This is a genomic window from Staphylococcus sp. GDX8P114P-2, from assembly GCF_017892945.1.
GTDB classification, from domain to species: domain Bacteria; phylum Bacillota; class Bacilli; order Staphylococcales; family Staphylococcaceae; genus Staphylococcus; species Staphylococcus arlettae.
Window position 1 is genome coordinate 66,115 of sequence record NZ_JAESMB010000007.1, and the last position, 23,637, is coordinate 89,751.

General features: G+C 34.2%; 23 protein-coding genes and 1 pseudogene. 8 read left to right on the top strand and 16 right to left on the bottom strand.

Features of this window, described 5'->3' with window-relative positions:
- Positions 1-194: 194 nt before the first annotated feature.
- Positions 195-1,586 (bottom strand): MFS transporter, encoded by a 1,392-nt coding sequence (locus tag KA845_RS02720; RefSeq protein ID WP_002510044.1) that lies wholly within the window; start codon positions 1,584-1,586, stop codon positions 195-197.
- A gap of 429 nt (positions 1,587-2,015) precedes the next feature.
- On the opposite strand from KA845_RS02720, the gene KA845_RS02725 reads away from it, so the two are divergent.
- From KA845_RS02725 to KA845_RS02745, 5 genes are all read left to right on the top strand, one after another.
- A complete protein-coding gene (locus tag KA845_RS02725; protein ID WP_002510043.1) occupies positions 2,016-2,528 on the top strand; it encodes a DUF4242 domain-containing protein in 513 nt (170 codons plus the stop codon).
- Between the two features lie 115 nt (positions 2,529-2,643).
- Positions 2,644-3,405, top strand: a complete 762-nt coding sequence (locus KA845_RS02730; RefSeq protein WP_210146949.1) for an ABC transporter ATP-binding protein — start codon at positions 2,644-2,646, stop codon at positions 3,403-3,405.
- A 12-nt stretch (positions 3,406-3,417) separates the two neighbouring features.
- Positions 3,418-4,380 carry an ABC transporter substrate-binding protein gene (locus tag KA845_RS02735; RefSeq protein WP_002510041.1) on the top strand — a complete coding sequence of 321 codons (963 nt, stop codon included), beginning with the start codon at positions 3,418-3,420 and terminating at the stop codon, positions 4,378-4,380.
- Positions 4,381-4,383: 3 nt separating this feature from the next.
- Positions 4,384-5,148: an ABC transporter permease gene (locus KA845_RS02740; protein WP_002510040.1), complete on the top strand. Its 765-nt coding sequence runs from the start codon at positions 4,384-4,386 to the stop codon at positions 5,146-5,148.
- A gap of 13 nt (positions 5,149-5,161) precedes the next feature.
- Positions 5,162-6,205, top strand: a complete 1,044-nt coding sequence (locus KA845_RS02745) for an acyl-CoA dehydrogenase family protein (protein WP_103388748.1) — start codon at positions 5,162-5,164, stop codon at positions 6,203-6,205.
- 170 nt (positions 6,206-6,375) lie between these two features.
- Here the strand turns inward: KA845_RS02745 and KA845_RS02750 are convergent, their stop codons facing one another.
- From KA845_RS02750 to KA845_RS02795, 10 genes and pseudogenes are all read right to left on the bottom strand, one after another.
- Positions 6,376-7,137 (bottom strand): alpha/beta hydrolase, encoded by a 762-nt coding sequence (locus tag KA845_RS02750; RefSeq protein ID WP_103388747.1) that lies wholly within the window; start codon positions 7,135-7,137, stop codon positions 6,376-6,378.
- 12 nt (positions 7,138-7,149) lie between these two features.
- Positions 7,150-7,845: an ABC transporter permease gene (locus KA845_RS02755; protein WP_002510037.1), complete on the bottom strand. Its 696-nt coding sequence runs from the start codon at positions 7,843-7,845 to the stop codon at positions 7,150-7,152.
- Positions 7,846-7,847: 2 nt separating this feature from the next.
- Positions 7,848-8,788 (bottom strand): annotated as a pseudogene (locus KA845_RS02760) (osmoprotectant ABC transporter substrate-binding protein).
- A 16-nt stretch (positions 8,789-8,804) separates the two neighbouring features.
- On the bottom strand, positions 8,805-9,440 hold the full coding sequence (locus KA845_RS02765; RefSeq protein ID WP_103388746.1) for an ABC transporter permease: 636 nt from the start codon (positions 9,438-9,440) through the stop codon (positions 8,805-8,807).
- Positions 9,437-10,618 carry a betaine/proline/choline family ABC transporter ATP-binding protein gene (locus KA845_RS02770; RefSeq protein ID WP_103388745.1) on the bottom strand — a complete coding sequence of 394 codons (1,182 nt, stop codon included), beginning with the start codon at positions 10,616-10,618 and terminating at the stop codon, positions 9,437-9,439. The genes KA845_RS02765 and KA845_RS02770 overlap by 4 nt, the downstream gene beginning before the upstream one ends.
- Before the next feature lie 293 nt (positions 10,619-10,911).
- On the bottom strand, positions 10,912-11,385 hold the full coding sequence (locus tag KA845_RS02775; protein ID WP_103388744.1) for a thioesterase family protein: 474 nt from the start codon (positions 11,383-11,385) through the stop codon (positions 10,912-10,914).
- Positions 11,375-12,349, bottom strand: coding sequence for a 3-hydroxyacyl-CoA dehydrogenase NAD-binding domain-containing protein (locus KA845_RS02780; RefSeq protein ID WP_002510032.1), 975 nt, complete (start codon positions 12,347-12,349; stop codon positions 11,375-11,377). Before KA845_RS02780 ends, KA845_RS02775 begins: the two co-directional genes overlap by 11 nt.
- On the bottom strand, positions 12,346-13,236 hold the full coding sequence (locus tag KA845_RS02785) for a beta-keto acid cleavage family enzyme (protein ID WP_002510031.1): 891 nt from the start codon (positions 13,234-13,236) through the stop codon (positions 12,346-12,348). The genes KA845_RS02780 and KA845_RS02785 overlap by 4 nt, the downstream gene beginning before the upstream one ends.
- Positions 13,237-13,367: 131 nt before the next feature.
- On the bottom strand, positions 13,368-13,922 hold the full coding sequence (locus KA845_RS02790) for a TetR/AcrR family transcriptional regulator (protein ID WP_103388743.1): 555 nt from the start codon (positions 13,920-13,922) through the stop codon (positions 13,368-13,370).
- A 26-nt stretch (positions 13,923-13,948) separates the two neighbouring features.
- On the bottom strand, positions 13,949-14,545 hold the full coding sequence (locus tag KA845_RS02795) for a YdeI/OmpD-associated family protein (protein WP_172606410.1): 597 nt from the start codon (positions 14,543-14,545) through the stop codon (positions 13,949-13,951).
- A gap of 177 nt (positions 14,546-14,722) precedes the next feature.
- On the opposite strand from KA845_RS02795, the gene KA845_RS02800 reads away from it, so the two are divergent.
- A complete protein-coding gene (locus KA845_RS02800; RefSeq protein WP_103388741.1) occupies positions 14,723-16,075 on the top strand; it encodes an APC family permease in 1,353 nt (450 codons plus the stop codon).
- Positions 16,076-16,194: 119 nt separating this feature from the next.
- Here KA845_RS02800 and KA845_RS02805 read toward each other — a convergent pair whose 3' ends face one another.
- The 4 genes from KA845_RS02805 to KA845_RS02820 all read right to left on the bottom strand — a co-directional run bounded on the left by KA845_RS02805 (position 16,195) and on the right by KA845_RS02820 (position 19,922).
- A complete protein-coding gene (locus KA845_RS02805; RefSeq protein WP_103388740.1) occupies positions 16,195-17,361 on the bottom strand; it encodes an MFS transporter in 1,167 nt (388 codons plus the stop codon).
- A gap of 211 nt (positions 17,362-17,572) precedes the next feature.
- Positions 17,573-18,346, bottom strand: a complete 774-nt coding sequence (locus KA845_RS02810) for an ABC transporter permease (RefSeq protein ID WP_002510025.1) — start codon at positions 18,344-18,346, stop codon at positions 17,573-17,575.
- Positions 18,343-18,993: an ABC transporter ATP-binding protein gene (locus KA845_RS02815; protein ID WP_002510024.1), complete on the bottom strand. Its 651-nt coding sequence runs from the start codon at positions 18,991-18,993 to the stop codon at positions 18,343-18,345. The genes KA845_RS02810 and KA845_RS02815 overlap by 4 nt, the downstream gene beginning before the upstream one ends.
- Before the next feature lie 167 nt (positions 18,994-19,160).
- The gene (locus KA845_RS02820) at positions 19,161-19,922 is read right to left on the bottom strand and encodes a CPBP family intramembrane glutamic endopeptidase (protein ID WP_210127783.1); all 762 of its coding nucleotides are present in this window, start codon (positions 19,920-19,922) and stop codon (positions 19,161-19,163) included.
- A 197-nt stretch (positions 19,923-20,119) separates the two neighbouring features.
- On the opposite strand from KA845_RS02820, the gene KA845_RS02825 reads away from it, so the two are divergent.
- Positions 20,120-21,703, top strand: a complete 1,584-nt coding sequence (locus tag KA845_RS02825) for an FMN-binding glutamate synthase family protein (RefSeq protein ID WP_002510022.1) — start codon at positions 20,120-20,122, stop codon at positions 21,701-21,703.
- A 70-nt stretch (positions 21,704-21,773) separates the two neighbouring features.
- On the opposite strand, the gene KA845_RS02830 is transcribed toward KA845_RS02825, so the two are convergent.
- Complete coding sequence (locus KA845_RS02830) at positions 21,774-22,289, bottom strand: thioredoxin domain-containing protein (RefSeq protein ID WP_002510021.1); 516 nt, start codon at positions 22,287-22,289, stop codon at positions 21,774-21,776.
- Positions 22,290-22,448: 159 nt separating this feature from the next.
- Between KA845_RS02830 and KA845_RS02835 the strand changes: the two genes are divergently transcribed.
- Positions 22,449-23,522 (top strand): M42 family metallopeptidase, encoded by a 1,074-nt coding sequence (locus KA845_RS02835; protein ID WP_002510020.1) that lies wholly within the window; start codon positions 22,449-22,451, stop codon positions 23,520-23,522.
- Positions 23,523-23,637 lie beyond the last annotated feature (115 nt).

A 23,637-nucleotide genomic window follows, 5' to 3' on the forward strand; every position in this document is an offset into this window, starting at 1 on the left:
GGAGTGGGACAGAAATCTGATTTTGAAAAAATGATTTTGTCGTCCCACCCCGGCAAGGATGACTAGCGTTGAAACAAGCTTGGTTTAAAGCGCATTTTCAATGCAGTCAGCTACTGCCAATATGAAAAAAGGCTAGGACGAATCAATATTGTCCCAGCCTCCTCAATTATAATAAGTAGTACTTACTATTAATATTAATTATTAAATTGATGTTTAGGTACTAAAATTAAAATCGCTATAAAAGCAATAATGGCTAATGCCAAATTAAAAAACAGTCCAAACATTGCCCCTACATGTAAGTTAGTAGTTGCTGATACTACACCGAATATCGTAGCTGATATAGCAACACCAAAAGAATTTCCTAAAGAAGATGCCATTTTGTAAATTCCTGATGCTACGCCTACTTTATCTTCAGGTGAAGTAGATACCGCTGTATCTGTTGAAGGTGTTGCATACATGCCAAGGCCTAGTCCGAACAATAGATAACCTATAATACATGACACGATGTACACTGCTGTTGGTAAAAAAGTGAGAGAAATTAGCAAAATACCGCTAGCATTTAGCGCTGCACCAATTAACATTGGCCGTTTCGCTCCAATTTCTTGTAACAGTTTTTCACCAACACGAATCATTAATAATACCGATACTAAGTAAGCAATACTCATAGCTCCTGATTGGAACGAACTAAAATGTAATCCTGATTGGAAGTAAGTATTAGCAACGATTAAAGTACCTGCTACTGCATTCAACATAAAGTTTGAAATCGTTGCACCACTATAAGCTTTATGTTTAAACACTCGAAAATCAATAAGTGGGTTCGTTTTTTTACTTTCAAATATAATGAACACCACTAACGAAATAATAAATATAGCTATTAAAGTCATAATAAATGGCGACAACAGACCATAATCTGATGATTGCGTAATAATTAAATTAATACTTAACATTGCAATAATCAAAATAATCAATCCAACAATATCAAATTTTGCATTTTTCGATTGTTCTGTCACTGGTGCCTTTGTTTCAGGTGTATGTCTGATTAATAGTATCGCAGCTATTGTAACTATTATTGATACGATAAATATAGATCGCCATCCTACAAATGTTGACATTGCCCCACCTAAAAAAGAACAAATGCCACCGCCACCCCAAGAGCCAATTGACCAATAACTTAAGGCACGCTGTCTGTCAGTTCCGATATAATACTCATTAATAACAGCTAATGTCGAGGGCATGATAAAGGCAGCAGATAAACCTTGAATCCCTCTACCTAATACTAACAACGTAGTGAAGCCAGGTATAATGATCAACAGCGAGCCAATAATGCTCATAATTAGTCCAATATACAGCATTTTCATTCTGCCATATCTGTCTGCTAATCCTCCTGCTCCAACTACAAACAAACCACACAATAATGCCGTTAAACTAACTGCAACATTTATAGTGCCATAGTTCGTGTGGTACGATGACTCTAGATCTGGCACTATATTCACGAGCGATTGCGCAAAGAGCCAGAATGTAATAACAGCTAAAAAAATCCCCAAGAGAAGTCTATTATCTCCCTTAAAGGTTTGTGATGAATCCATGTGCTTGTTCCTCCTAATATTCAATTAGAAAGATTTTCAAAATAGTTGTACACCCTTTTAACTGCCATTAAAAAAGTCTATAGCTATCTCAAAAACCTCATAAAATACTCTAATCCGAGTATTCAAACCATTCAAATAAATATATATCCCCTTTATTTAAAATAGTTCATTTAAACACGATACCACTAAAATTTTTAAAACGCTAAGAAAAAAATTTTATCTAACAATTTTTATATTTATCTTTCAGTGATTAACACCCAGTTTTAACAAGCTTTATAGCAAGCCAATTTTTATTTATAAGACACTTTAAACATAGATTAATTTTGTTCTAAATTTTCTTAAAATTTAGTTAATTCTTGTTATAATCCCTTGTATTTCGATAGGTTTTATTATATTATAGCCTTATCATTTTACTAGGAGGCAATTCAAATGACTTTATATTTATTAGAATCTAATGACTTATCTTTCGCTGCAACTAAAAGCGAACTAGAAAATAAAGCACAATCATTATCAACTAATTCAATTCCAACTTTAATAGAAGTACAAGCAACAGAAGATCTTACACACGCTTATTTTATCGTCGAAGCTAACGACGAAAATGAAGCTAAAGACTTTTTAGAACAAGCTGAAGTACCTATCTCACTAACTAAAGAAGTACGCTTAGTCGGCAAGGAATTAGATGAGATTAAACAAGGCGATGCTAAAGTTGACTATCTTGTAACTTGGAATATTCCAGAAGGCGTTACAATGGATCAATATTTAGCACGTAAAAAGAAAAATTCAGTACATTATGAAGAAGTACCAGAAGTACAATTCCAACGTACTTATGTCTGCGAAGATATGTCAAAATGTATCTGTCTATATGACGCACCTGATGAAGATGCGGTAAGACGCGCTAGAAAAGCTGTCGATACACCTATCGATGATATTGAAAAATTATAAATTATAAAATAAGCTTGTAGACTTATAAAACCCTAAATGGGGGCGAGCATATGAAATTAAGTTATATAATTTCAATCTCGCTCCCTTTGTTATAACAAAAGCCTACTAAAACGATATGATTAATAGAGGTGTTGTAGTGATTCAAATTAATAACATCCAACATAAGTTTGGAGACCATCAAGTAATTAATGATTTTGACTATTCTATTGATAAAGGGAAAATTGTTAGCTTCATAGGAAAAAGTGGTTGCGGAAAGTCCACGTTACTAAATATTATCGGTGGCTTCCTTTCCCCTACTAACGGTGAGGTCCTCATTAATAACAACTTAAAGTCTGAGCCTTCACCAGATTGCTTAATGATTTTTCAACACCATAATTTATTACCTTGGAAAAATATCAATGACAATATCAGGTTAGGTTTAAGTTACTCGCTGAGTGATGAAGACATCAACAAATATTTATCTAATGTAGATTTAAAAGATAAGGGACATTTATTCCCTGAAGAATTATCAGGAGGAATGAAACAACGTGTAGCCTTATGTCGTGCACAAGTTCATCAACCAGATGCCATATTAATGGACGAACCACTGGGAGCTTTAGATGCTTTTACTCGCTATAACTTACAAGATCAACTTATCCAATTATCTGAACACACGACTGCTACTATTATTTTAGTTACTCATGATATTGATGAAGCTATCTATTTATCTGATGAAGTCATCTTACTCGGTGATGGTTGTGAAATTATTAATCAATACAGTATTTCCCAATCTCATCCTCGTAATCGTAATGATAGTCATTTATTACAAATTAGGAATAATATTATGGAGACTTTCGCGTTGAATCATCATATGGCTGAGCCGGAATATTTTATCTAAGGAGTGTCACCTATGAAAAAACTTTTGTATAGTATGTTGGTACTTCTTATATTGATTTCTGGGTGTAGCAATAACAACACATCTAATGAACGCTCAAATCACCAAGCAGATAAAAAAACTATAAAAATCGGTTATCTACCCATTACACATGCAGCTAATTTAATGATGACGAAAAAAGTATTAGAATCGCGTAGTAATGGCAATTACAACTTAGAATTAGTTAGATTTAATAATTGGCCTGATTTGATGGATGCTTTAAATAGCGGTCGTATAGATGGTGCATCAACTTTAATCGAATTAGCTATGAAATCAAAACAAAAAGGTAGCCCTATTAAAGCTGCTGCCTTAGGACATCATGAAGGTAATGTCATTATGGGACAAAAAGGTAAAAGTGTAGAAGATTTACACAACCATAATAACTATAGTTTTGCTATACCGCACCGCTATTCTACACACTATCTGTTGTTAGAAGAAATGCGCAAACAATTGAAACTAGACCATAATACATTTGACTATCATGAAATGGCTCCCGCAGAAATGCCTGCTGCTTTAAATGAAAACCGCATTGCAGGTTATTCTGTAGCTGAACCCTTTGGTGCATTAGGAGAAAAACTAGGTAAAGGACATACACTTAAACATGGTAGTGAAATTATACCTGATGCCTATTGTTGTGCCCTTGTTTTACGTGAAGATTTAATTAATAACCAGCACGATGTCGCTCAACAATTTATGACTGATTATAAAAAAGCAGGTTACCAAATGACTGACAAAAGTAAAAGTGTCGACGTTATGTCTAAACACTTTAAACAAGATGACAAAGTATTGGCACAATCTGCAGAATGGACATCTTACGGCGATTTAACAATTGAAGAAGATGGCTATCAGAAAATTACTGAGTTAGTACAAGAACACAAATTATTTACAGCGCCTTCGTACAAATCATTTGTCGATTCATCATTATATAAGGAGGGGTAAGCTGTGGCTTTTAATATTGTAAAAAGATACACCCTTCCAATAGGATCGGTTATCCTATTATTATTTATTTGGCAATGTATTATATGGATTGGAGATTACCAACCCATTTTATTACCTGGGCCACTACTTGTTGGCAAAAGTATTATAAACTTTATATTCACTGGTGAAATCTTTAGTCATTTAGGTATTAGTTTATTCCGCTTTGCTGTAGGATTCATTTTAGCTATTATTGTCGGGATACCTATTGGTTTTCTACTCGGTAGAAGTCAGTTTTTTTATACTGCAATTGAACCAATCTTTCAACTAATACGTCCAATTTCACCAATCGCATGGTCACCATTCGTAGTGTTGTGGTTTGGCATAGGAAGTTTGCCAGCGATGGCTATTATTTTTATTGCTGCGTTTTTCCCTATTACCTTTAATACCATCAAAGGAGTAAAAGGTGTGGAACCACAATATTTAAAAATAGCGTCTAATTTGAATTTAACTGGATGGTCACTTTATAGAAATATTTTATTCCCTGGTGCTTTTAAACACATTATGGGTGGAATACACATGGCAGTTGGAACCAGTTGGATCTTCTTAGTTTCCGGTGAGATGATTGGTGCACAATCGGGCTTAGGATTTTTAATTGTCGATGCTCGAAATATGCTGAATTTAGAAGATGTATTATCAGCTATTTTCTTTATCGGTTTATTTGGTTTTATTATAGACCGCTTAATCACACATTTAGAAACATATATTTTAAAACGATTTGGAGAAAATTAGGAGTGTTAAAATTATGACGTTAAATACATTAATAGAAAACAAATTAGATCCTTATTTAGTAGAAATTGATGACGGGTCTCACTATGCCAAAGATTTTATTCAGGATTTATTTAAAGAAAACCATTTTTCAAAACAAGATATCGAAAAAAACTTACTTACAATTGAACAAGTTTCAAACTCATGTTTAACTACAGGTTTTTGTTTATGGTGTGAATTAGCATTTTCCACCTACTTACAACATGCATCCACAAACTATTTAAATACTGAGTTACAAAACAAACTATTAAATGGCGAAATTTTAGGTGCAACTGGCTTATCTAATCCAATGAAATCTTTTAACGACTTAGAAGCTTTTAATTTAAACCACTATTATATAGATGGTACATTATATGTTAATGGGAAATTACCAGCGGTCAGCAATATTGGAGACGACCATTATTTTGGAGCAATTTCGAAAGCTCAAGACGGTGAAGAATTAGTAATGTTTATTGTTCGTGCCAATCAAGAAGGAATTAAGTTAACAGAAATGTCTAATTTCTTAGGTGTCAATGGCTCTGCAACTTATACTATTCAATTTGACGATGTCATCATCCCAGAGAAACATATCATTACAAAAGATGCTAAGTCTTTTGCTACACAAATCAGACCACAATTCGTGACATTGCAAATACCTATTGCCTTAGGATCTATTCGCTCATCACTTGACTTGATTCATAAATTTTCTACTGCGCAAAATGGCATTAATCAATATCTTGATTATGATGTTGATGCTTATGAAGCACAGTACCAACAATTAAGAACAGAATTTTATGAGCTTGTTCATGCGCATAAAGATGAATTGTCTGCTTATTTCGCTGACATTATCCGTATTAAAAAAGAAGCAGGTTATTTATTACTTGAAGTTAATCAAGCTTCTATGGTCAATGGCGGTGCACGTGCATACTCTCATAAAGCACCACAAGCGCGTAAATTAAAAGAAGGATTTTTCTTCGCCGCTTTAACACCAACATTACGACATTTAGGTAAGTTAGAAGCAGAATTAAAACAACAAGCTTAAATCAAACGAGGCTAGGACACTATTGATTGTCCTAGCCTCGTTTCATATTGGCAGTAGCTGACTGCATTGAAAATGCGCTTTAAACCAAGCTTTTTTCAACGCTAGTCATCCTTGCCGGGGTGAGACGACGAAATCATTTTTTCAAAATCAGATTTCTGTCCCACTCCCTTTTACTTAACCATACACCACTCGATAACACGCTTTATTGCGCTATCCCAATAGGCATAATCATGTTCCCCTTTACCACTTTCAAACTGGTGATCAACCCCATACTCAGTTAAATAATTAATAAATTTTATATTATCATCATATAACGCATCTTCTGTACCACACATTATTAATAACTCTGGTATTGGATGTCCTTGTTCTAGTGCATTATCAACTAAATAGTATACATCTAAATCACTACCGACTACATCATCATTGCTACCTATTATAGCTGTACTAGAAAAATCATACCAATCTATTTCCAGTAAATGTTGAACCGTAAATACAGCTGATAATGGGGCTGCTTTGGCGAAACGTTCACCTTGAGTAAGGGCAAACTTGATTGTGCCATAACCTCCCATTGAATGACCGGCGATAAAATTATCTTCTCGTTTTTTAGAGAGAGGTAAAATTTGATGTACGTAATCATGTACTTCCAATATATAATCATAATATTTATGACCTGCTGCCATATTGCTATATGCACTATGATCTGCGCGTGGCATAATAATTGCTAATTGATGTTCATTCGCATATCTTTCAATACTGGTATAACGTACATACGAAGTTTCATCGCTAGATAAACCATGCAAGAGTAATAACGATGGTAGTCGTTTTACAGGTTCTTGCGTGTCAAAATAGCTTGCGTCCTCTGGTAAAATCACAGTTAAATTTTGTTGCATTCCAATAGTTGTCGATTGATAATTCAATGTCATGACAGCCATAATAACACCTCTCTATGCGTTTGCATCTTGTAATGGATTACTATCCTTCAATTTATGTTTTCTATTCGACGGATCTAAGCGTTTTTCCAATAATCGTAAGACAACGTCTATTATAATTGCAATAAACGCAATTGGAATCGCTCCTGCCAATATAAACGTAGTACCATCTGTTGCATTAGTACCTCTTATTACAATATCTCCTAATGTTGGGGCGCCAATAAATGAGCCTACTGCAACGACACCTATCGCTACAACTAAAGCAATACGTAAACCACCCAAAATTACAGATAAAGATAAAGGTAGTTCAATCATACGTAATACTTGGTTACGAGTCATTCCCATTCCTTTACCGGCATCTTTTATATTACCATCGACATTACTAATACCAGTGAAAGTATTTTTTATAATTGGTAGTAACGCATATAAAAATACTGTCACAACTACCGTTGTAGGGCCTAGACCCATGACTAACATCAAAATGGCTAACATTGCAATAACTGGTACTGTTTGAATAATGTTGGCGATGGATATAATCAGCCATGATAACTTGCTATAACGTGCAATGAATATCCCTATCGGTATTCCAACGATAGCAGCAAATATGACACCATAAACAGACATCAATAAATGCTTAATAAATAATTCCCATAAGTAACCAAAATTGACAGAATAATATTCAATTAACTGTTGGATTAAATTGCCGCTCATGACTATTTACCACCTTTCTTATCATTTTCAAAATAATTATGTTCCTTCAAGAATTCTTCCGCTACAACTGCAGGTTCTTGACCTTGACCATCTGCTTTGTAATTCAACTCTTGCATTTTAGTTGTCGAAATTTTTCCTTCTAATTTTTGCATAGTAGGTTTTAATTCAGGATATTTTTTCAGTAAATCATTTTTCATAACACTACTTGCATCATATGGTGGAAAAAGCGTCGATCATCTTTTAATACTTTTAAGTCATAGGCTGCAACACGTCCATCTGTTGAATATCCTACTGCTACGTCTAATCTGTTAGAATCTAACGCATCATATACTAAACCTATTTGCATTGGTCTAATATTATTAAATTCAATACCATATTCTTTTGCAAATGCAGGATAACCATCACCTTTACGTTTCAACCATGAACTATCGACACCTAAACGTAATTTATCACTATGTTTTTTCAAATCTGATACTGTTTCTAAATTATATTTTTCAGCAGTTTCTTTAGTCACCATTAAAGCATAAGTATTATCAAAGCCATATGAATCAAAAAATGTTTGATCAAATTGTTTTTGGAAGCCTTCTTGTGTCGCTTGCATAGCTTTATCTGGATTTTTAATAGGATCTTCTTTAAGTGCACCCGTTAACTCTGTTCCTGTATAACGTGCCCCAGATATATTCGCATCACCATTTACCAATGCATTATGTTGAATCGTACTAGATCCTAAATTATTTATTAATGTAGGTTTAATTTTTCCATTCGTATCATGCTCAATTAACAATCTCACTATATGTGAAATTATTTGTGATTCACTCGTAGCTAGTGCTGTAATCTTAACGTCACTGTTGGACTTACCGCCACCTAAACCTGGCAAACTACATCCAGATAAGAGCACCAAACAAGCTACAAGAATTAATAACTTTCTTTTCAAGTATTTCATTTTGTTTATTCTCTCCTTATCTAGAAACCTTTAACCCTTTTGGTACTGCCCATTTTTCAACTAACGATAATATAAAGTCTACTATAAGTGCTAAGAGTGTTACTAAGATTGCTGCACTAACAATCATTAATGGATCATATGTGTTTAAACCATTAAAAACAAAGTCTCCTAGTCCACCTGCACCAACATAACTAGCTAACGTTGCCCAACTAATAACATAAACTGCTGACAGTCTAATACCACCTAAAATTAACGGTAAAGCTAAAGGTAACTCAACATCTTTCATCAATTGGAAGCGCGTCATTCCCATACTCGTTCCCGCTTCTTTAATATTCTTATCTATATTTTGCACACCTAATACAGTATTATTTAAAATTGGCAATAATACATAGATAAATAACGCTACGATAGCCGGAGTCTTCCCTACACCAAAAATCGGAATCATAATAGCTAATACTGCTAACGTAGGTATAGTTTGTAATACTCCAGCAATCATTAATACGAAATTTGAAGTGCGTTTTAATTTAGATAAAAAGATACCAATAGGTACAGCAACAACGACCGCTATTAACAAAGCTACAATAGATATATAAAAATGTTCACCTGTCTTTGTAACAAGTTCACTCCAATTATTTATTAAAAAATCTATCATTTGTTATCAGCTCCTAAGTCAACAGGCTCAATAATAGCATTGTTTTCCTCAGGTTCTTCCATATCTCCCCAAATGCTGTCATAAACGATATCTACTAAGTTAGCTCTAGTAACAAGACCTATTAACGTTTGGTCATCACTATCTACCACAGGCACATTACGCACATTACGTTTTAATATTGTACGCACTGAATCCTGTAATTTACTGTCGATACGCACACGATAAATATCCCGTTGCATCATATCAATCAATTCTTTCTTCTGTCGTAATCCTTGATTAATATCTTCTATATCTAAATAACCTAATAATCGATGATTTTCCCCGACTACAAAAATGGTATCTACTCTACGTGTTCTCATAATATCTACAGCATCATTAAGCGTTTGATCAGCATGTACAGTCACAGGTTTAATCATAGCGTCTTCCACTGATTTCATATTTGGTCGATCTTGAATCAATCTATTCTGACCAATAAATTCTCGTACGAAATCGTTTGCAGGATAGCGTAAAATATTATCCGGTGTATCATACTGGATGACTTCACCATGTGACATAATACATATTTTATCTGCTAATTTTATGGCTTCATCCATATCATGTGTGACAAAGATAAATGTTTTCCCTAATTTTTGTTGCAATTCTTTTACTAAGTCTTGTAGCGTATCTCGCGTAATCGGATCTAGCGCACCAAAAGGCTCATCCATTAAAATTACATCTTGCTCCGCAGCCAAAGCACGTACAACACCTATACGTTGTTGCTGACCGCCTGATAATTCTGAAGGATAACGCTCTAAAAATGACTCCGGTAAATCTACTAACTTAATTAACTCTTTAGCTTTAGCATCTTTCTTTTCTTGTGACCATTTTAATAATTTAGGAACTAAGACAATATTTTCTTTAATGGTCATGTGTGGCATAAGACCAATTTGTTGAATAACATATCCAATTTTACGTCGTAGTTCTACTGGATTCATTTTACTCGCATCTTTGCCATTTATAGTAATTTGACCTTCTGTCGATTCAATCATTCTATTAATCATTCTTAGTGCAGTTGTTTTACCACTCCCACTTGTTCCAATAAATGCAATAAACTCCCCTGACTCTATTTCTAAAGAAATTTTATTTACTGCTTTCTTACCGCCAGGATAAACTTTTGATAAGTTTTTTATACTTAACATTTCCGAATTCCTTTCTGTTATTATATTTGTCCCTTAATAAACAAGAGTCATCAGTAGATGTCATACAAATTAAAAAATAAGTAAAAACATGATACAAATGACTCTCTCATTTTTTATACAGTTGAGATGACCAATGCACATACTCATTTGCATTATCACGGAGGTAGCTATATTACTACACTTGAATATCCTCATATTATTTAAAATATATTAACTTCCAGGCTACCTCTCAAATAATTATCAACTTTTAAATGTTAAAACTTTCTAAACTCAAGACATGATATATCATAGCGTTATTTGCGTTTTATTTCAATTTTATGCCCCAGTTCTCGCGGTTTTATATCTTCTGTAGCTATTATGGCGTAAGCCTCTAGCGCACTTTTAAATTCTTCTGGAAATGGTGCCGGTTTCGTTGTTTCCGTTGCAATTCCCATCAACATCACTTCATATGTAGCGCATTTATTACAAGCCTCATCATACAAATTCATAAAAACATGTATACGTTTTGTATCATAATCGATTACTGTCACTTCACACTGGATACGTTGATTGACCTTAATTTCTTTTAAATACAAAACATGATTTTCTAAAGTAAAAATTGTATATTTGAGTTCATTAATCGTTTGTTCATTTAAACCTAATTGTGCTAGCCACGCATCTGTAGCATCACTAAACACACGATTATATTCTGCATCATTCATATGATTATTGTGATCTACCCACTCTGGCTTAACTACAGTTTGGTAGTTGAATTTTTTAGTTGTCATATTCATGCACCGTTTGCTGACCTTTTTTCATACTTGCAGTATCTTCTGGCCAATATTCTTGCGCTAATTGTTTCACTTTTACTAAAAATTCATTACGTTTCATATCTAATTCAGCCATGGTATTACCTTGTGATGTGGCCTCACAACCAGCAACAACATCATCATATAATGACTGAGTTAATTCTGGTGCTTCTAGTTTAGTCCATGGTTTTTTCAAAGCAGGTCCAAACTGTTTTAACATGTGGCGCATACCACCTTCTCCACCTGCAAGGTGGAATGTCATAAATGGACCATATTGTGCATAGCGTAAGCCAGCTGCATGGGTAAATGCTTTATCTACTTCTTCAGTAGTTGCAATACCATCATTAACAATGTGTAAGGCTTCTCTCCATAACGCTTCCATTAAACGATCTGCAATATGACCTTCTATTTCATGACGTACATGCAAGACATCCATACCTATACTTTCATAAATGCGCTCAGCAGCTATCGTTGTAGCCTCACTTGTAGACTTACCTGCAACAATTTCGACAAGAGGCAAAATATATACTGGATGAAATGGATGTGCAACAATGAAACGCTCGGGATGTGTTAAATTTTGTTGTAATTCTGAAGGCATAATACCTGATGTACTAGAACCTATCGTTGCATCTGGTTTCGCATAAAAATCAATTTCCGTTAACACTTTATCTTTCAATGACTCAATCTCTGGTACATTTTCTTGAATGTGATCTGCATCTTTAACAGCTTCTGCTAAGTTATCCGTAAATGTTAAATTTTGTAATGACGCATTTTCCGCTAAACCTAATGATTCTGCATAAGGCCAATTTTGTTTAACTTGTGTCAACATGCGTTCATAAGCACCTTCACTCGGATCTGTCGCTACGACTTCGTGTCCATGTGCAAGCATTCGTGTAATCCAACCACTACCAATAACACCTGTTCCTACTACTGCAAATTTCATAATGTGCCTCCTTGTGGGTTTCTCAATTGATATTTATCTCTCGCCTCTTGTGGTGTCATTGGTTCAATTCCTAAATCTTTTAATATTTCAACTGCTTTAGCTACAAGTTGTTCATTTGTAGCTTTAACACCTTTTGATAAATATAAATTATCTTCTAACCCTACACGAACGTTGCCACCACGTTTAGCTGCCTCTTCAACTGTAGGTAATTGCATACGACCTATTCCAAATGCAGACCATTCTGCATTTTCTGGTAAACGCGTTTTAAAATATTCAATAGTTTCAGGATCATTTTCGGCACCCCAAGGAATTCCTAAACAAAATTGAAATAGCGGTTGGCCTTCTATCAAGCCTTCTGATATTAACTGTTTAGCAAAACTTATATGTCCACTATCAAAGCATTCTAATTCTGGTTTTACACCCGCTTCTTTTACTAAAGCAGCTTGCGTACGTAACCATGATGCAGGACTCAAATAAACATCGTCTCCCATATTAACGCTGCCACAATCTAACGTACACATTTCAGGCAACAAGTCTCCAACCGGCTGATGACGTTCTTGCGGTGTTTGCATATCAGTTCCCGGTCCACCTACAGAAGGGTTATTTAAATCAGGGATAAAGTCTCCTCCACCACCTGACGTTACATTTATAATAATATCTTCATCAGCTTGACGAATTAACTCAATAGCTTTTTTAAATAAATTGACATCATGACTGATACCACCTGTTTTTGGATCACGTGCATGTATGTGAGCAACTGTCGCTCCAGCTCTCGCACATTTGATTGCAGAATCTGCAATTTCTTCAGGTGTGACAGGTACATATTCACTTTTACTTGTAGTATCTCCAGCACCTGTCAATGCTGCTGTTAACATTACTTTTTTCATATTTTTCACCCTCCAGCTATGTTTTACACATGCTTTAGTGTACCAACCAGACGGTAAAGTTTCAACTTACAATACTATAAAAAAAGAGATAAAAAGCGTCAAACGCTTACTATCCCTTGGTTTAAAAAATTTTATTTTTCTTCTTTTTGGCTATAACTATGTGCTGTAAGTCTGTCTAAAACTTGTTTACGCATATCATCATCAATTGCATCTATACCAAATATTTCTGACAACCATAGTCCATCAATGGCTAATCTTATAATTGTAGCATCTACAGGATCCAAACCATCATGTTCGATTTGCGTTTGCCAGTCACGATATGTGTCTTGTAGTGGACTTAATAAATTTTTATTACTACCTTGAGCAGCTAACATACCAGACGTAATACTAGCATTTTCTTCTCTGTGTTCTCGTGTAGCTTCTATAAATGCACGTAACATATTTCCTGCTTCTGCAGATGAAGTCTTATTCCAATGGCCATCTACATTTGTCTTATATAGAGTATTGGCATGATCAACAAGCCCTTGTATCAATGCTGTTTTATTTTTAAAGTGATACAGTAAGCCACCTTTACTCACTCCTGCTTTATGCGCCACCGCGTCTAATGTTAAGTATTCGCTGCCTTGTTCATTGACAATGGCTGCAGCCGCTTCTAATAGCTGTATACGCTTTGATGTTCTAGGCATGTAAGTACCTTCTTTCTATTGTTCAATTATTTGTCGTTCATTCCTTTGCCAGCCAAAATTTGATCTTTGTACTTTTCGATACGTTGCGTACGTGTTTCACTGCGTTTTGCTTGACCAATATAATACATATATTGACGTTGACGTCCAGGGGTTAAGTTATTAAATGCAGTTTGTAATGTTTCATCATTATCTAACGCCTGGCGTAGTTCTTCTGGCATCTCATACTCATCAGTGTTTTTCATTTTGACTTGTTTACCAGATTTTTCAACACGAATAGCTTCTTCCAAATACCAAGCAATTTCCGTTTCTCTTGTTTGTATTTCTGCTAAATCTTTAAATCTTAATTGTCTAGCGGCTTGAACATTTTTAGTTTGCTGTACTAACGTATCATATTTGTCTTTCATTATCGCACCTTTTTCAAATAGCAGTGCGCAATAATGCTTAAAATCTTGGATAATCACTACATTTTTATCATTCAATGTATAACATGGATGCTTCCACTTAAACTCCTCTTCCAGTTCTGTGTCTAGACTTAGCTTTCGCAAAAATTTAAACTCATCTTGCCATTGCTCCAGATTGTTAATAAACGTATCAACTTTTGCATTAGTAACTTTTTCGTTCATCACTATCAACTCCATTATTGGTTCATCATATTTATATTACTATAATGCCCACTTTTTTGGGAATTATAACTCATAAACTTTAACTTACTTTTCCGATTAATATACTATGAATTAATGGAATTTTATGCTATATTTATTCCATTAAAAAATTTATAGAATTAAGATAGAGGTGAGTTAATGCAACAAACAGCAAATTTAAAAAAAGTTTTAGGTCTTCCAGACGTCATGGGTATTGCAATTGGTCAAATTATAGGTGCAGGTGTGATGTCATTAACAGGTATCGGCATTCAAATGACTGGCAGTGGTATAACACCAGCGTTTGTTATTTCTTCAATTTTAACACTCGTTACCATGTTTCCAATAGCTATTTTGAGCTCAGCAATCCCAACCACTGGAGGTATGTATCAATATACAAGTCGATTGCTTTCACCTAAAATAGGCGTTTTTTGGTTATTACTCTTTTTGCTATTGCAAATCACATTAGCTTTATATGCACTGTCTTTTGCACAATATTTAGAAAGTATTTATCCTGGAGTGCCAATTAAGTGGGTAGCATTAACATTAATGACAATCTTATTTATTGTCAATATTATCGGTGTCAAATCTGCGTCCTATATTGGTAATTTAATGGTAGTTGTCTTGATCGTCGCTTTATCTTGCTTCATCATTTATGGTTTACCACATACCAATGTTGCTGTATTTAATTCACATGATATGTTTCCTGATGGTTTTACTGGATTCTTTACTGCTGTTGGCTTAGTTTCATTTGCTACTGGAGGCGCACAAGTTGTAGCTGAATTAGGTGGCGAAATGAAGCGTCCACATCGTGATATCCCAATAGTCATTGTTGTAGCCACAATTTTTGTAGGTCTACTCTATGCCTTTATCGCCAGCATTGCAGTTGGCGTATTACCAATTTCAGAAGTAGCGGGTCAGCCGTTAACGAGTGTAGCACAAACTGTTTTACCTAGACCCATTTTTATTTTCTTTATTGTTGGAGGTGCTATGTTTGCATTAGCTACAACGCTTAATTCCACATTAACTTGGGTTACCAAAAGTTTATTAGTAGCTATCCAAGATGGTTATTTACCATCGCAACTTGGCGCTGTTAACAAACGATTCGGCACACCACATTGGTTGCTCATATTATTTTATATTATCGGTGCTTTTCCCATTATTACAGGTATGTCATTAACAGTTGTAGCACAATTAGGCACAGGTATTTCGTTGCTAGTGTTCGCCTTCCCTGCTTTGGCAGTATTACGCTTACCTAAAAGGTATCCTGAGGCTTATCAACGTTCACCATTAAAAGTGCCTTACCCATTATTAGTAAGTATTTCAGTGTTAGCAATTGGGTTATTACTATATCAATCTTATTTATTAATTTCTGATTTACAACTTGTGTATATCATTGGTACGTTAGTTTATATTATCTTAGCGGCAGGTATTGCGTATCTCTCACGTACACCTCAAAATTATGAAATTGCATCTCCTGCATTACTAGCAACAAAGCAATCACCTGAAGGTTAACTATTGTGAATAGTAATACAAAACAGCCATCACTATGTAAAGTGACGGCTGTTTTTGCATTATTTATATTTCATATAACGCTAACGTAATTCATTTATTAGCGTATTAAATTCCACAATTTATGTTGATACTACTTTTTTCAAACTGATAGCAATTATAAGCGCAATTACTGCAATTCCTACTGAAAAGTAAGCTGTTGCATGCACATTAATATTTGAAACAATCAGTCCACCAATAATACCACCAACACCAATACCAGCATTTAAACTTGACATATTCCAGCTCATAACTTGGCTTGTATCGCCTTCAACATGTTCAATAATTCCGCTTTGTACTGCCGGATTAGTACTCCATTGCATAATGTTCCAAATAAATACCGTGATAAGTAACATAGCAACAGTTGATAACACTGGATTTAATGATAACATCGTTGCAATAAATATGATTATAGAGATGATTAACCACCTTTTACTTGTTAACTTGTCTGATAAAAATCCGCCCATTGATGTTCCTATGACGCCAGCAACACCATTAATCAATAAAACTATAGAGATAAATGATAAATCATGTCCACCTGCAAGCATCAATGGATTTATAAAAATAAATGTTATCGAATTCGCTACTAATATTAAGAAAGTAATACTTAGAAATTTAACAATTTCGGCAGGACGTAAAATTTTCGAATAAGTAGTACTTTGTCGTGGTGTGCTACCAACGTGAGACTGTTTATTAGTATCCTCAACTGAAGGTAAATAAATAAACATTAAAATACCCGCAAGTACACTTACTACAACTATAAATACAAATGTATAGCGCCATCCTACTAAATCACCTATCATTGTCCCAAGTGGAACTCCAAAAACATTCGCTCCACTAAATCCTGAATAAACTACACCAATCATTTTACCTCTGTTTTGTGGTGCAGTTAATAAAGCAGTAAGGGCTAGTATTTTGACAACAATTAATGCTGCTGCCGCTGAAGACAATATTCGCCCGATAACTAAAATTGTGAAGTTTGGCGCAATGGCAATAATTAAATTCCCCACAATAAAAGCAAGTAACGTTATAAGCAATAATGGTTTGGGCGCAAAACGATTCGTTAATTTCACTAATATTGGGCCTGAAATCGCAAAGGTAATAGCATAGAGTGTCACCAGTTGTCCTACTATAGCTTCAGACACATTCAAGTCTGCGCTCATTAAATTCATAATTCCAGCTACCATCATCTCAACCATACCTACGATGAAAATACTAACAATAAAGGTAACTATTCTCATTACTGACATAGACCTGTCTCCTTTCTATATAATGTACGTTTTTTTACATAACCATTCCATTATATACCATTCGTCAACCATACTCATACCCTTTAAAGCCTATTACACCAATAGTTTATCGGATACTTAACATTACTAAATAACATTGGCTGTAACACCATAAAAATACGAACTCCTCCCATAATTAACATAGAAGAAGTTCGCTTAATAACATCATTAATTATTGCTTTGTAATATCTATTGTGTTTGCAATAAGTTGATCACGTTGATTGAAAAATTGTTTATAACTTAAATATGTTGCAAATAATGCTGACATTATAGTAGCAGTAGTATGAATAAAAATTACCATCAATTGAAATTTAATCGCTTCTAATGGCGGAACACCACCTATAATCAGTCCAGTCATCATCCCAGGAATAGAGACAATCCCATAGGTTTTCACTGAATCTATCGTAGGTACGATAGCCGTTTTAATACTTTCACGTAATGTCGCTTTGGAAGCTAATTTAGGTTCGGCACCTAATGATAATTTCGCCTCAATTTCATCCATTTGTTTAACGAATTCTTTATCCAAATTTTGATAAGCTAAATTAATCGCAATCAAACTATTACTGGCAACCATACCAGCTACAGGTATCACTTCATTGGCTTTGAAATCAATAGCACCTGTCACGATAACGCCCATTAACGGTAAAACTACACCTATAAATATTGAACTAAATGAAATCAAAAACACATGATGCATAATAGGCGATGCTCGATGTATAGTATTCCATGCAGCATTAACGATAATAACTAGTACAAATAACATCAGTAACCAATGTTGATTAACATCAAATATAAAATCTAAAATAAATCCTAATATTAACAGTTGAATAATGGCACGCCCTGTAGCAATTAGTAAATCTTTTGCAATATGTAATTTTTCTTTATACGAAACAATAATTGGAAAGAGTAACAATAATGCAGTTAAAGATAAGGCTGTAACACTCATGTTAATACCTCCTCAGACTGTAGCTTTCCATCAACAATACGCCACTGTTTATCAAAATGTCGCGTACTTTGTTGATCATCATGCGTAATCCAGACTACAGCTAATCCTTGTTGCACTAACTCAAAAATAAATGTTTCGATGTTTTCCTTATTATGTACATCTAGTGCGCTTGTAGCTTCGTCTAACAGTAATACTTTTGGTATATACATGAGTTGTCGTGCAATTGTAATACGTTGACGTTCCCCGCCTGACAAATGTTGTACAAGAGTATTTAGCTTATAATGACCTAAACCTACTTTTTTTAATAACTTTCTCGCCCTGCTTTTATCAAACTTGTCTTGTCTAGCAAGTGCTGGAAAAGCTAAGTTTTCACCGATGGTAGTACCAAACAAGTCGCTTTGTTGTAATAAAAAACTAACTTCCATTCTCAAAGTTTCAGGATCTATATCTTCAAAAGGATGTCCATATAACGTTATTGTCCCTTCCGTCGGACTCAGCAAATTACTCATTAATCTAAACAGTGTGCTCTTACCACTACCAGATGGACCTAGGACACTAATGGCTTCACCCGGGTTTACGGTTAAAGAAATATCGTCAATAATAGTACGCTTATCAATTTTATAAGAAACATGATTCAACTCAAGCACATACTTCGCCTCCAAGCTTACCAAAACTTACTTACAGTTTTATGTTCTAACTCACTAACAGTGTTAAAGTTATTGCATAATCTCTATGTTCAATGCAATATAAATATAGTTAAATTATTTAAATGAACCATTTAACCTACAGTTAGTTTATATCGCTAATAATATTATTATAACGTTACCACAATTAAGATAAATGCAACCAAATTATTCAACATATGGAATGTTACCGCAGCAGCAAGATTTTTGCCTGTTATTAAATACACAAAAACGATTGAACCACCAAGAATTAAATAACTGCCGATTTCAAAGGGTGATTGTGCACCTGTCATATGTAAGCAACCAAACACCACTATCGAAATAATAATCATTAAAGTATAAGTGAACTTTTTCCCGAGTTCATGAATCAACAAATGGCGAAATAACATTTCCTCTACGAACGGGGTCAAAATAACAATATCAATAAATAGTAACGGTAACAGCCAAGGATTATCAAATAATGACAGCAATTCCATTTGGTTCTGTGTTTCACTATATTGTAACGATTCAGGTAAAAATGTCGTTAACCATTCATATATATAGATTAAAATTGTACTGGCAATATAAGTACTTACAAATAACATAGTATATGGTTTTAATTGTCGAAATCGCTGGAGAGCAATATTGATAATTTGATGTTTACGATGCATTAAATAAAAAATATATAACAATATAACAGAGCTTAAAATAGAACTTATAATATAAATAGGATGCTCTAACTCTATAAAATCAACATTAAATTGAGTCACTAAATAAACTAACAATAATACTAAAATATTCGTCGCAATTAGATAAATAGGAATTAACCAAAAATCTCTTTTTACTAAATTTGAACGTTGCCAATAATTGTCTGCTTCGTTATGTATTGTGTTCTGTGAAGTCTTTGAGGACATGGTTTACCATTCCTTTCAAAATTTATATCTTAAATATATCATGCCTCCAATTTATAATATATAGATGTGATTCTATTACTTTCAAAAATAATCATATCTCATTTTTAATTGCAAAAATTCTTTTTTCTTCACAACACTTCCAAATTGTAATAATACGAATTTGTTGTAATATAGAACATAATAAGGGGGGATTTAAAATGACAGTCTTAACAGTTCTACAATTAATCGTCAATGTCATCATAGTGGTATTTTTAATTGGTGGCCTCGTTTTGGGGGCGGTGCTACTATTTAAAGATAAACGACAAAAACAACATAGTGTACTCCGAAATTATCCATTATTAGCACGTATTCGTTACTTTTTTGAAAAAATTGGTCCTGAAATGCGCCAATATCTGTTTTTGGAAGATACTGAAGGGAAACCTTTTTCACGCAATGATTTCATCAATATTGTAGTGGCAGGTAAATATAATTCTCGTATGGCAAGCTTTGGTACACAAGAAGATTATAAAGAAGGCTTTTACATTCAAAATACGATGTTTCCACTTCAAACTTCAGAACTTAATATCGATCAGTCATCTATGATTTCTACATTTATCTACCATATAGATAATGAACGACTTTTTAATCGCGATGAACATCGTGAAGAAACCAACATTGATCCTTATTTTTTAACTGATGACGACGCCATTGTGTTAGGTGCTCAATTAGCACACCCATTCACACTCAAACGCTTAGTAGGTCAATCTGGAATGAGTTATGGAGCTTTAGGCCAACGAGCAATAACTGCACTATCTAAAGGATTAGGTCAAGCAGGCACTTGGATGAACACTGGTGAAGGTGGCTTATCAACATATCATCTTAAAGGTGGCGGAGATATTATTTTCCAAATAGGGCCAGGACTTTTCGGTGTACGTGATGCGGAGGGTAATTTTGATGAAGAAGAATTCAAACGTTTAGCACAATCAGCTGAAGTTAAAGCTTTTGAAATTAAATTAGCCCAAGGAGCTAAAACACGTGGAGGTCATATGGCAGGCAATAAAGTAACTGAAGAAATTGCTGAAATCCGTAACGTAACACCTTGGAAAACTATTAATTCACCCAACCGCTTCACATACATTAATAATCCCAATGACTTACTAGAATGGGTTAGCAATTTGCAACAAATTGGACAAAAACCTGTAGGCTTTAAAATAGTAATAAGTAAAGTTAAAGAAGTCGAAACACTTATTCAGACAATGATTCGCACCAATCAATTTCCTGATTTTATAACAATTGACGGAGGTGAAGGTGGCACAGGTGCTACCTTCCAAGAACTGGAAGATGGTGTAGGTCTTCCGTTGTTCACAGCCTTACCAATACTATCAGGACTATTAGAAAAGTACGATATACGAGATCGTGTAAAAATCTTTGCTTCTGGTAAACTGATTACACCAGACAAGATTGCAATTGCGCTCGCACTTGGAGCCGATTTAGTCAATATCGCACGAGGAATGATGATTAGTGTCGGCTGTATTATGAGCCAACAATGTCATATGAATACTTGTCCTGTTGGCGTTGCTACTACAGATGAAAAAAAAGAACGGGCTTTAATCATCGAAGAAAAGAAATTCCGAGTAACCAATTATGTGACTAGTCTACATGAGGGTTTGTTTAATATTGCTGCAGCTGTTGGTGTGTCAAGCCCTACTCAAATTAGCAAAGAACATATTATTATGAAGCAACATAATGGTGACCTGCAATCCATTCACGACTACAAATTAAAGCTTATCGAACACCAATGATAACTAAAGAGGTTGCAACAATTATAAAGTTGCAACCTCTTTAGTTATTTATTAACTTATAACCACTATTTTACAATCCAGTAGTCAGTTGTTCACTTAATTTTTCAACGATTGTCACTTCATCATCTTCTAAGGGATTAAAAACAAATTTCTCTCCATCAATAAATACTGTTGGTATGCCTGTTATTCCTCGTTCAAATGCTTCTGCAGTTATAGCTAATGAACGTTCGTCTGCTGCTTTATTAAGTGCTAAGTTGAATTCATCTTCCATTTTACGTTCAATTGCACTAAAACTTGTTTTCCAACTTTCTTGTGTTTCATATAAATGATGAATTAATTGATAAGTTCTAGAAACATCCTCATAATCTAAATAAAAATTAGCGATTGTTCCTTTTAACAAACCTTGTTTTGTTTTATCAAAATGTTTAATTACATGTTTTACTTTACCTTGCTCAATTAATGGCGTTAAATAACTATCCGCTGCTTTAAAATAATTTTTACAATATGGACAAGCAAAGTTAATAAATGATTCTACTGTAACAGGTGCATTACTTTTACCTAAAGTTAAATGTTGTACGTCTGACACGATTATTCCCCCTTCTTATAATTACTACTATTGAAACATAAATTATCTCTAATTACACAAATTTACTCTTACTACTTTACTAAGAATTCATATAAATAGCGTTTCTTAGCACAAATGCTAAAATATAAATAACACTTATTTTATTTTGGAGGTTAATATATGAAAAATTCAGTCGAACTATTAAAAACATTAACTGATGTAGATGGTATTGCAGGACATGAAATGACAGTTAAATCTTTGATGCATGATTATTTAAGTCCTATTAGTGACGAAATTGTCGAAGATAACTTAGGTGGCATTTTCGGGAAAAAGCAAGCTGTTAATGGTAGCAAGTCTTTAATGGTTGCCGGTCATTTAGATGAAATTGGCTTTGTTGTAACTAAAATCGATGAAAATGGTTACTTAAAATTCACTCCGATTGGTGGTTGGTGGAACCAAGTCATGTTATCTCAGAAAGTAACAATAACGACTGACGAAGGTAAAAAAATACGTGGTATTATTGGTTCTAAACCGCCTCATGTACTGTCTCCAGAAGAACGTAAAAAGACGGTTGATATTAAAGAAATGTTTATTGACATTGGTGTGAAAAGTAAGAAAGAAGCTGAGCAATTTGGTATTGAGCTCGGTAATATGGTAACACCATATAGTGAATTTGAAACATTAGCTAATAATAAATACTTAACAGCAAAAGCATTTGATAATCGTTATGGTTGTGCACTTGCAATTGATGTACTAGACAACTTAAAAAATGAACAAATTGATATTGATTTATACGCAGGTGCCAATGTTCAAGAAGAAGTTGGCTTACGTGGTGCAAAAGTTGCAGCTAATACGATTAAACCTGATTTAGCCATTGCAGTCGATGTTGCTGTTGCCTATGATACACCAGGGTTATCCCAACTTAGTGAAACTGCATTAGGCGAAGGTCCAGTCGTTATTATCATGGATGCGAGTAACGTTGGCCATGTTGGTTTGACTAAACATATTAAACAAATCGCTAAAAAGCATAATATTAGTATTCAATTAGATTCTACTCCTGGTGGCGGAACTGATGCTGGTAGCATACATGTAGCAAATGAAGGAATTCCAACAGTAGCTATTGGTGTCGCTTTACGTTATATGCATTCTAATGTCTCTGTTTTAAATACAGATGATTATAAAAATTCAGTAGCATTAGTAACTGAAATCGTTAAATCTTTAAATGATGACACAGTAGAACAAATCATTTGGTAATTATTTTATAGGTAAAAAGCTTGGACACTACACATGTTCCAAGCTTTTTTATCTGTGATATATTTTTAATTTTCCCTACAATTACATTAAAATTAAGAACACTACAATGCTATAA

Coding starts and splice junctions, on each gene's coding strand:
- KA845_RS02720 (WP_002510044.1), bottom strand. CDS start 1,586: ATGGATTCATCACAAACCTTTAAGGGAGATAATAGACTTCTCTTGGGG.
- KA845_RS02725 (WP_002510043.1), top strand. CDS start 2,016: ATGACTTTATATTTATTAGAATCTAATGACTTATCTTTCGCTGCAACT.
- KA845_RS02730 (WP_210146949.1), top strand. CDS start 2,644: ATGATTAATAGAGGTGTTGTAGTGATTCAAATTAATAACATCCAACAT.
- KA845_RS02735 (WP_002510041.1), top strand. CDS start 3,418: ATGAAAAAACTTTTGTATAGTATGTTGGTACTTCTTATATTGATTTCT.
- KA845_RS02745 (WP_103388748.1), top strand. CDS start 5,162: ATGACGTTAAATACATTAATAGAAAACAAATTAGATCCTTATTTAGTA.
- KA845_RS02750 (WP_103388747.1), bottom strand. CDS start 7,137: ATGGCTGTCATGACATTGAATTATCAATCGACAACTATTGGAATGCAA.
- KA845_RS02755 (WP_002510037.1), bottom strand. CDS start 7,845: ATGAGCGGCAATTTAATCCAACAGTTAATTGAATATTATTCTGTCAAT.
- KA845_RS02765 (WP_103388746.1), bottom strand. CDS start 9,440: ATGATAGATTTTTTAATAAATAATTGGAGTGAACTTGTTACAAAGACA.
- KA845_RS02770 (WP_103388745.1), bottom strand. CDS start 10,618: ATGTTAAGTATAAAAAACTTATCAAAAGTTTATCCTGGCGGTAAGAAA.
- KA845_RS02775 (WP_103388744.1), bottom strand. CDS start 11,385: ATGACAACTAAAAAATTCAACTACCAAACTGTAGTTAAGCCAGAGTGG.
- KA845_RS02780 (WP_002510032.1), bottom strand. CDS start 12,349: ATGAAATTTGCAGTAGTAGGAACAGGTGTTATTGGTAGTGGTTGGATT.
- KA845_RS02785 (WP_002510031.1), bottom strand. CDS start 13,236: ATGAAAAAAGTAATGTTAACAGCAGCATTGACAGGTGCTGGAGATACT.
- KA845_RS02790 (WP_103388743.1), bottom strand. CDS start 13,922: ATGCCTAGAACATCAAAGCGTATACAGCTATTAGAAGCGGCTGCAGCC.
- KA845_RS02795 (WP_172606410.1), bottom strand. CDS start 14,545: ATGAACGAAAAAGTTACTAATGCAAAAGTTGATACGTTTATTAACAAT.
- KA845_RS02800 (WP_103388741.1), top strand. CDS start 14,723: ATGCAACAAACAGCAAATTTAAAAAAAGTTTTAGGTCTTCCAGACGTC.
- KA845_RS02805 (WP_103388740.1), bottom strand. CDS start 17,361: ATGTCAGTAATGAGAATAGTTACCTTTATTGTTAGTATTTTCATCGTA.
- KA845_RS02810 (WP_002510025.1), bottom strand. CDS start 18,346: ATGAGTGTTACAGCCTTATCTTTAACTGCATTATTGTTACTCTTTCCA.
- KA845_RS02820 (WP_210127783.1), bottom strand. CDS start 19,922: ATGTCCTCAAAGACTTCACAGAACACAATACATAACGAAGCAGACAAT.
- KA845_RS02825 (WP_002510022.1), top strand. CDS start 20,120: ATGACAGTCTTAACAGTTCTACAATTAATCGTCAATGTCATCATAGTG.
- KA845_RS02835 (WP_002510020.1), top strand. CDS start 22,449: ATGAAAAATTCAGTCGAACTATTAAAAACATTAACTGATGTAGATGGT.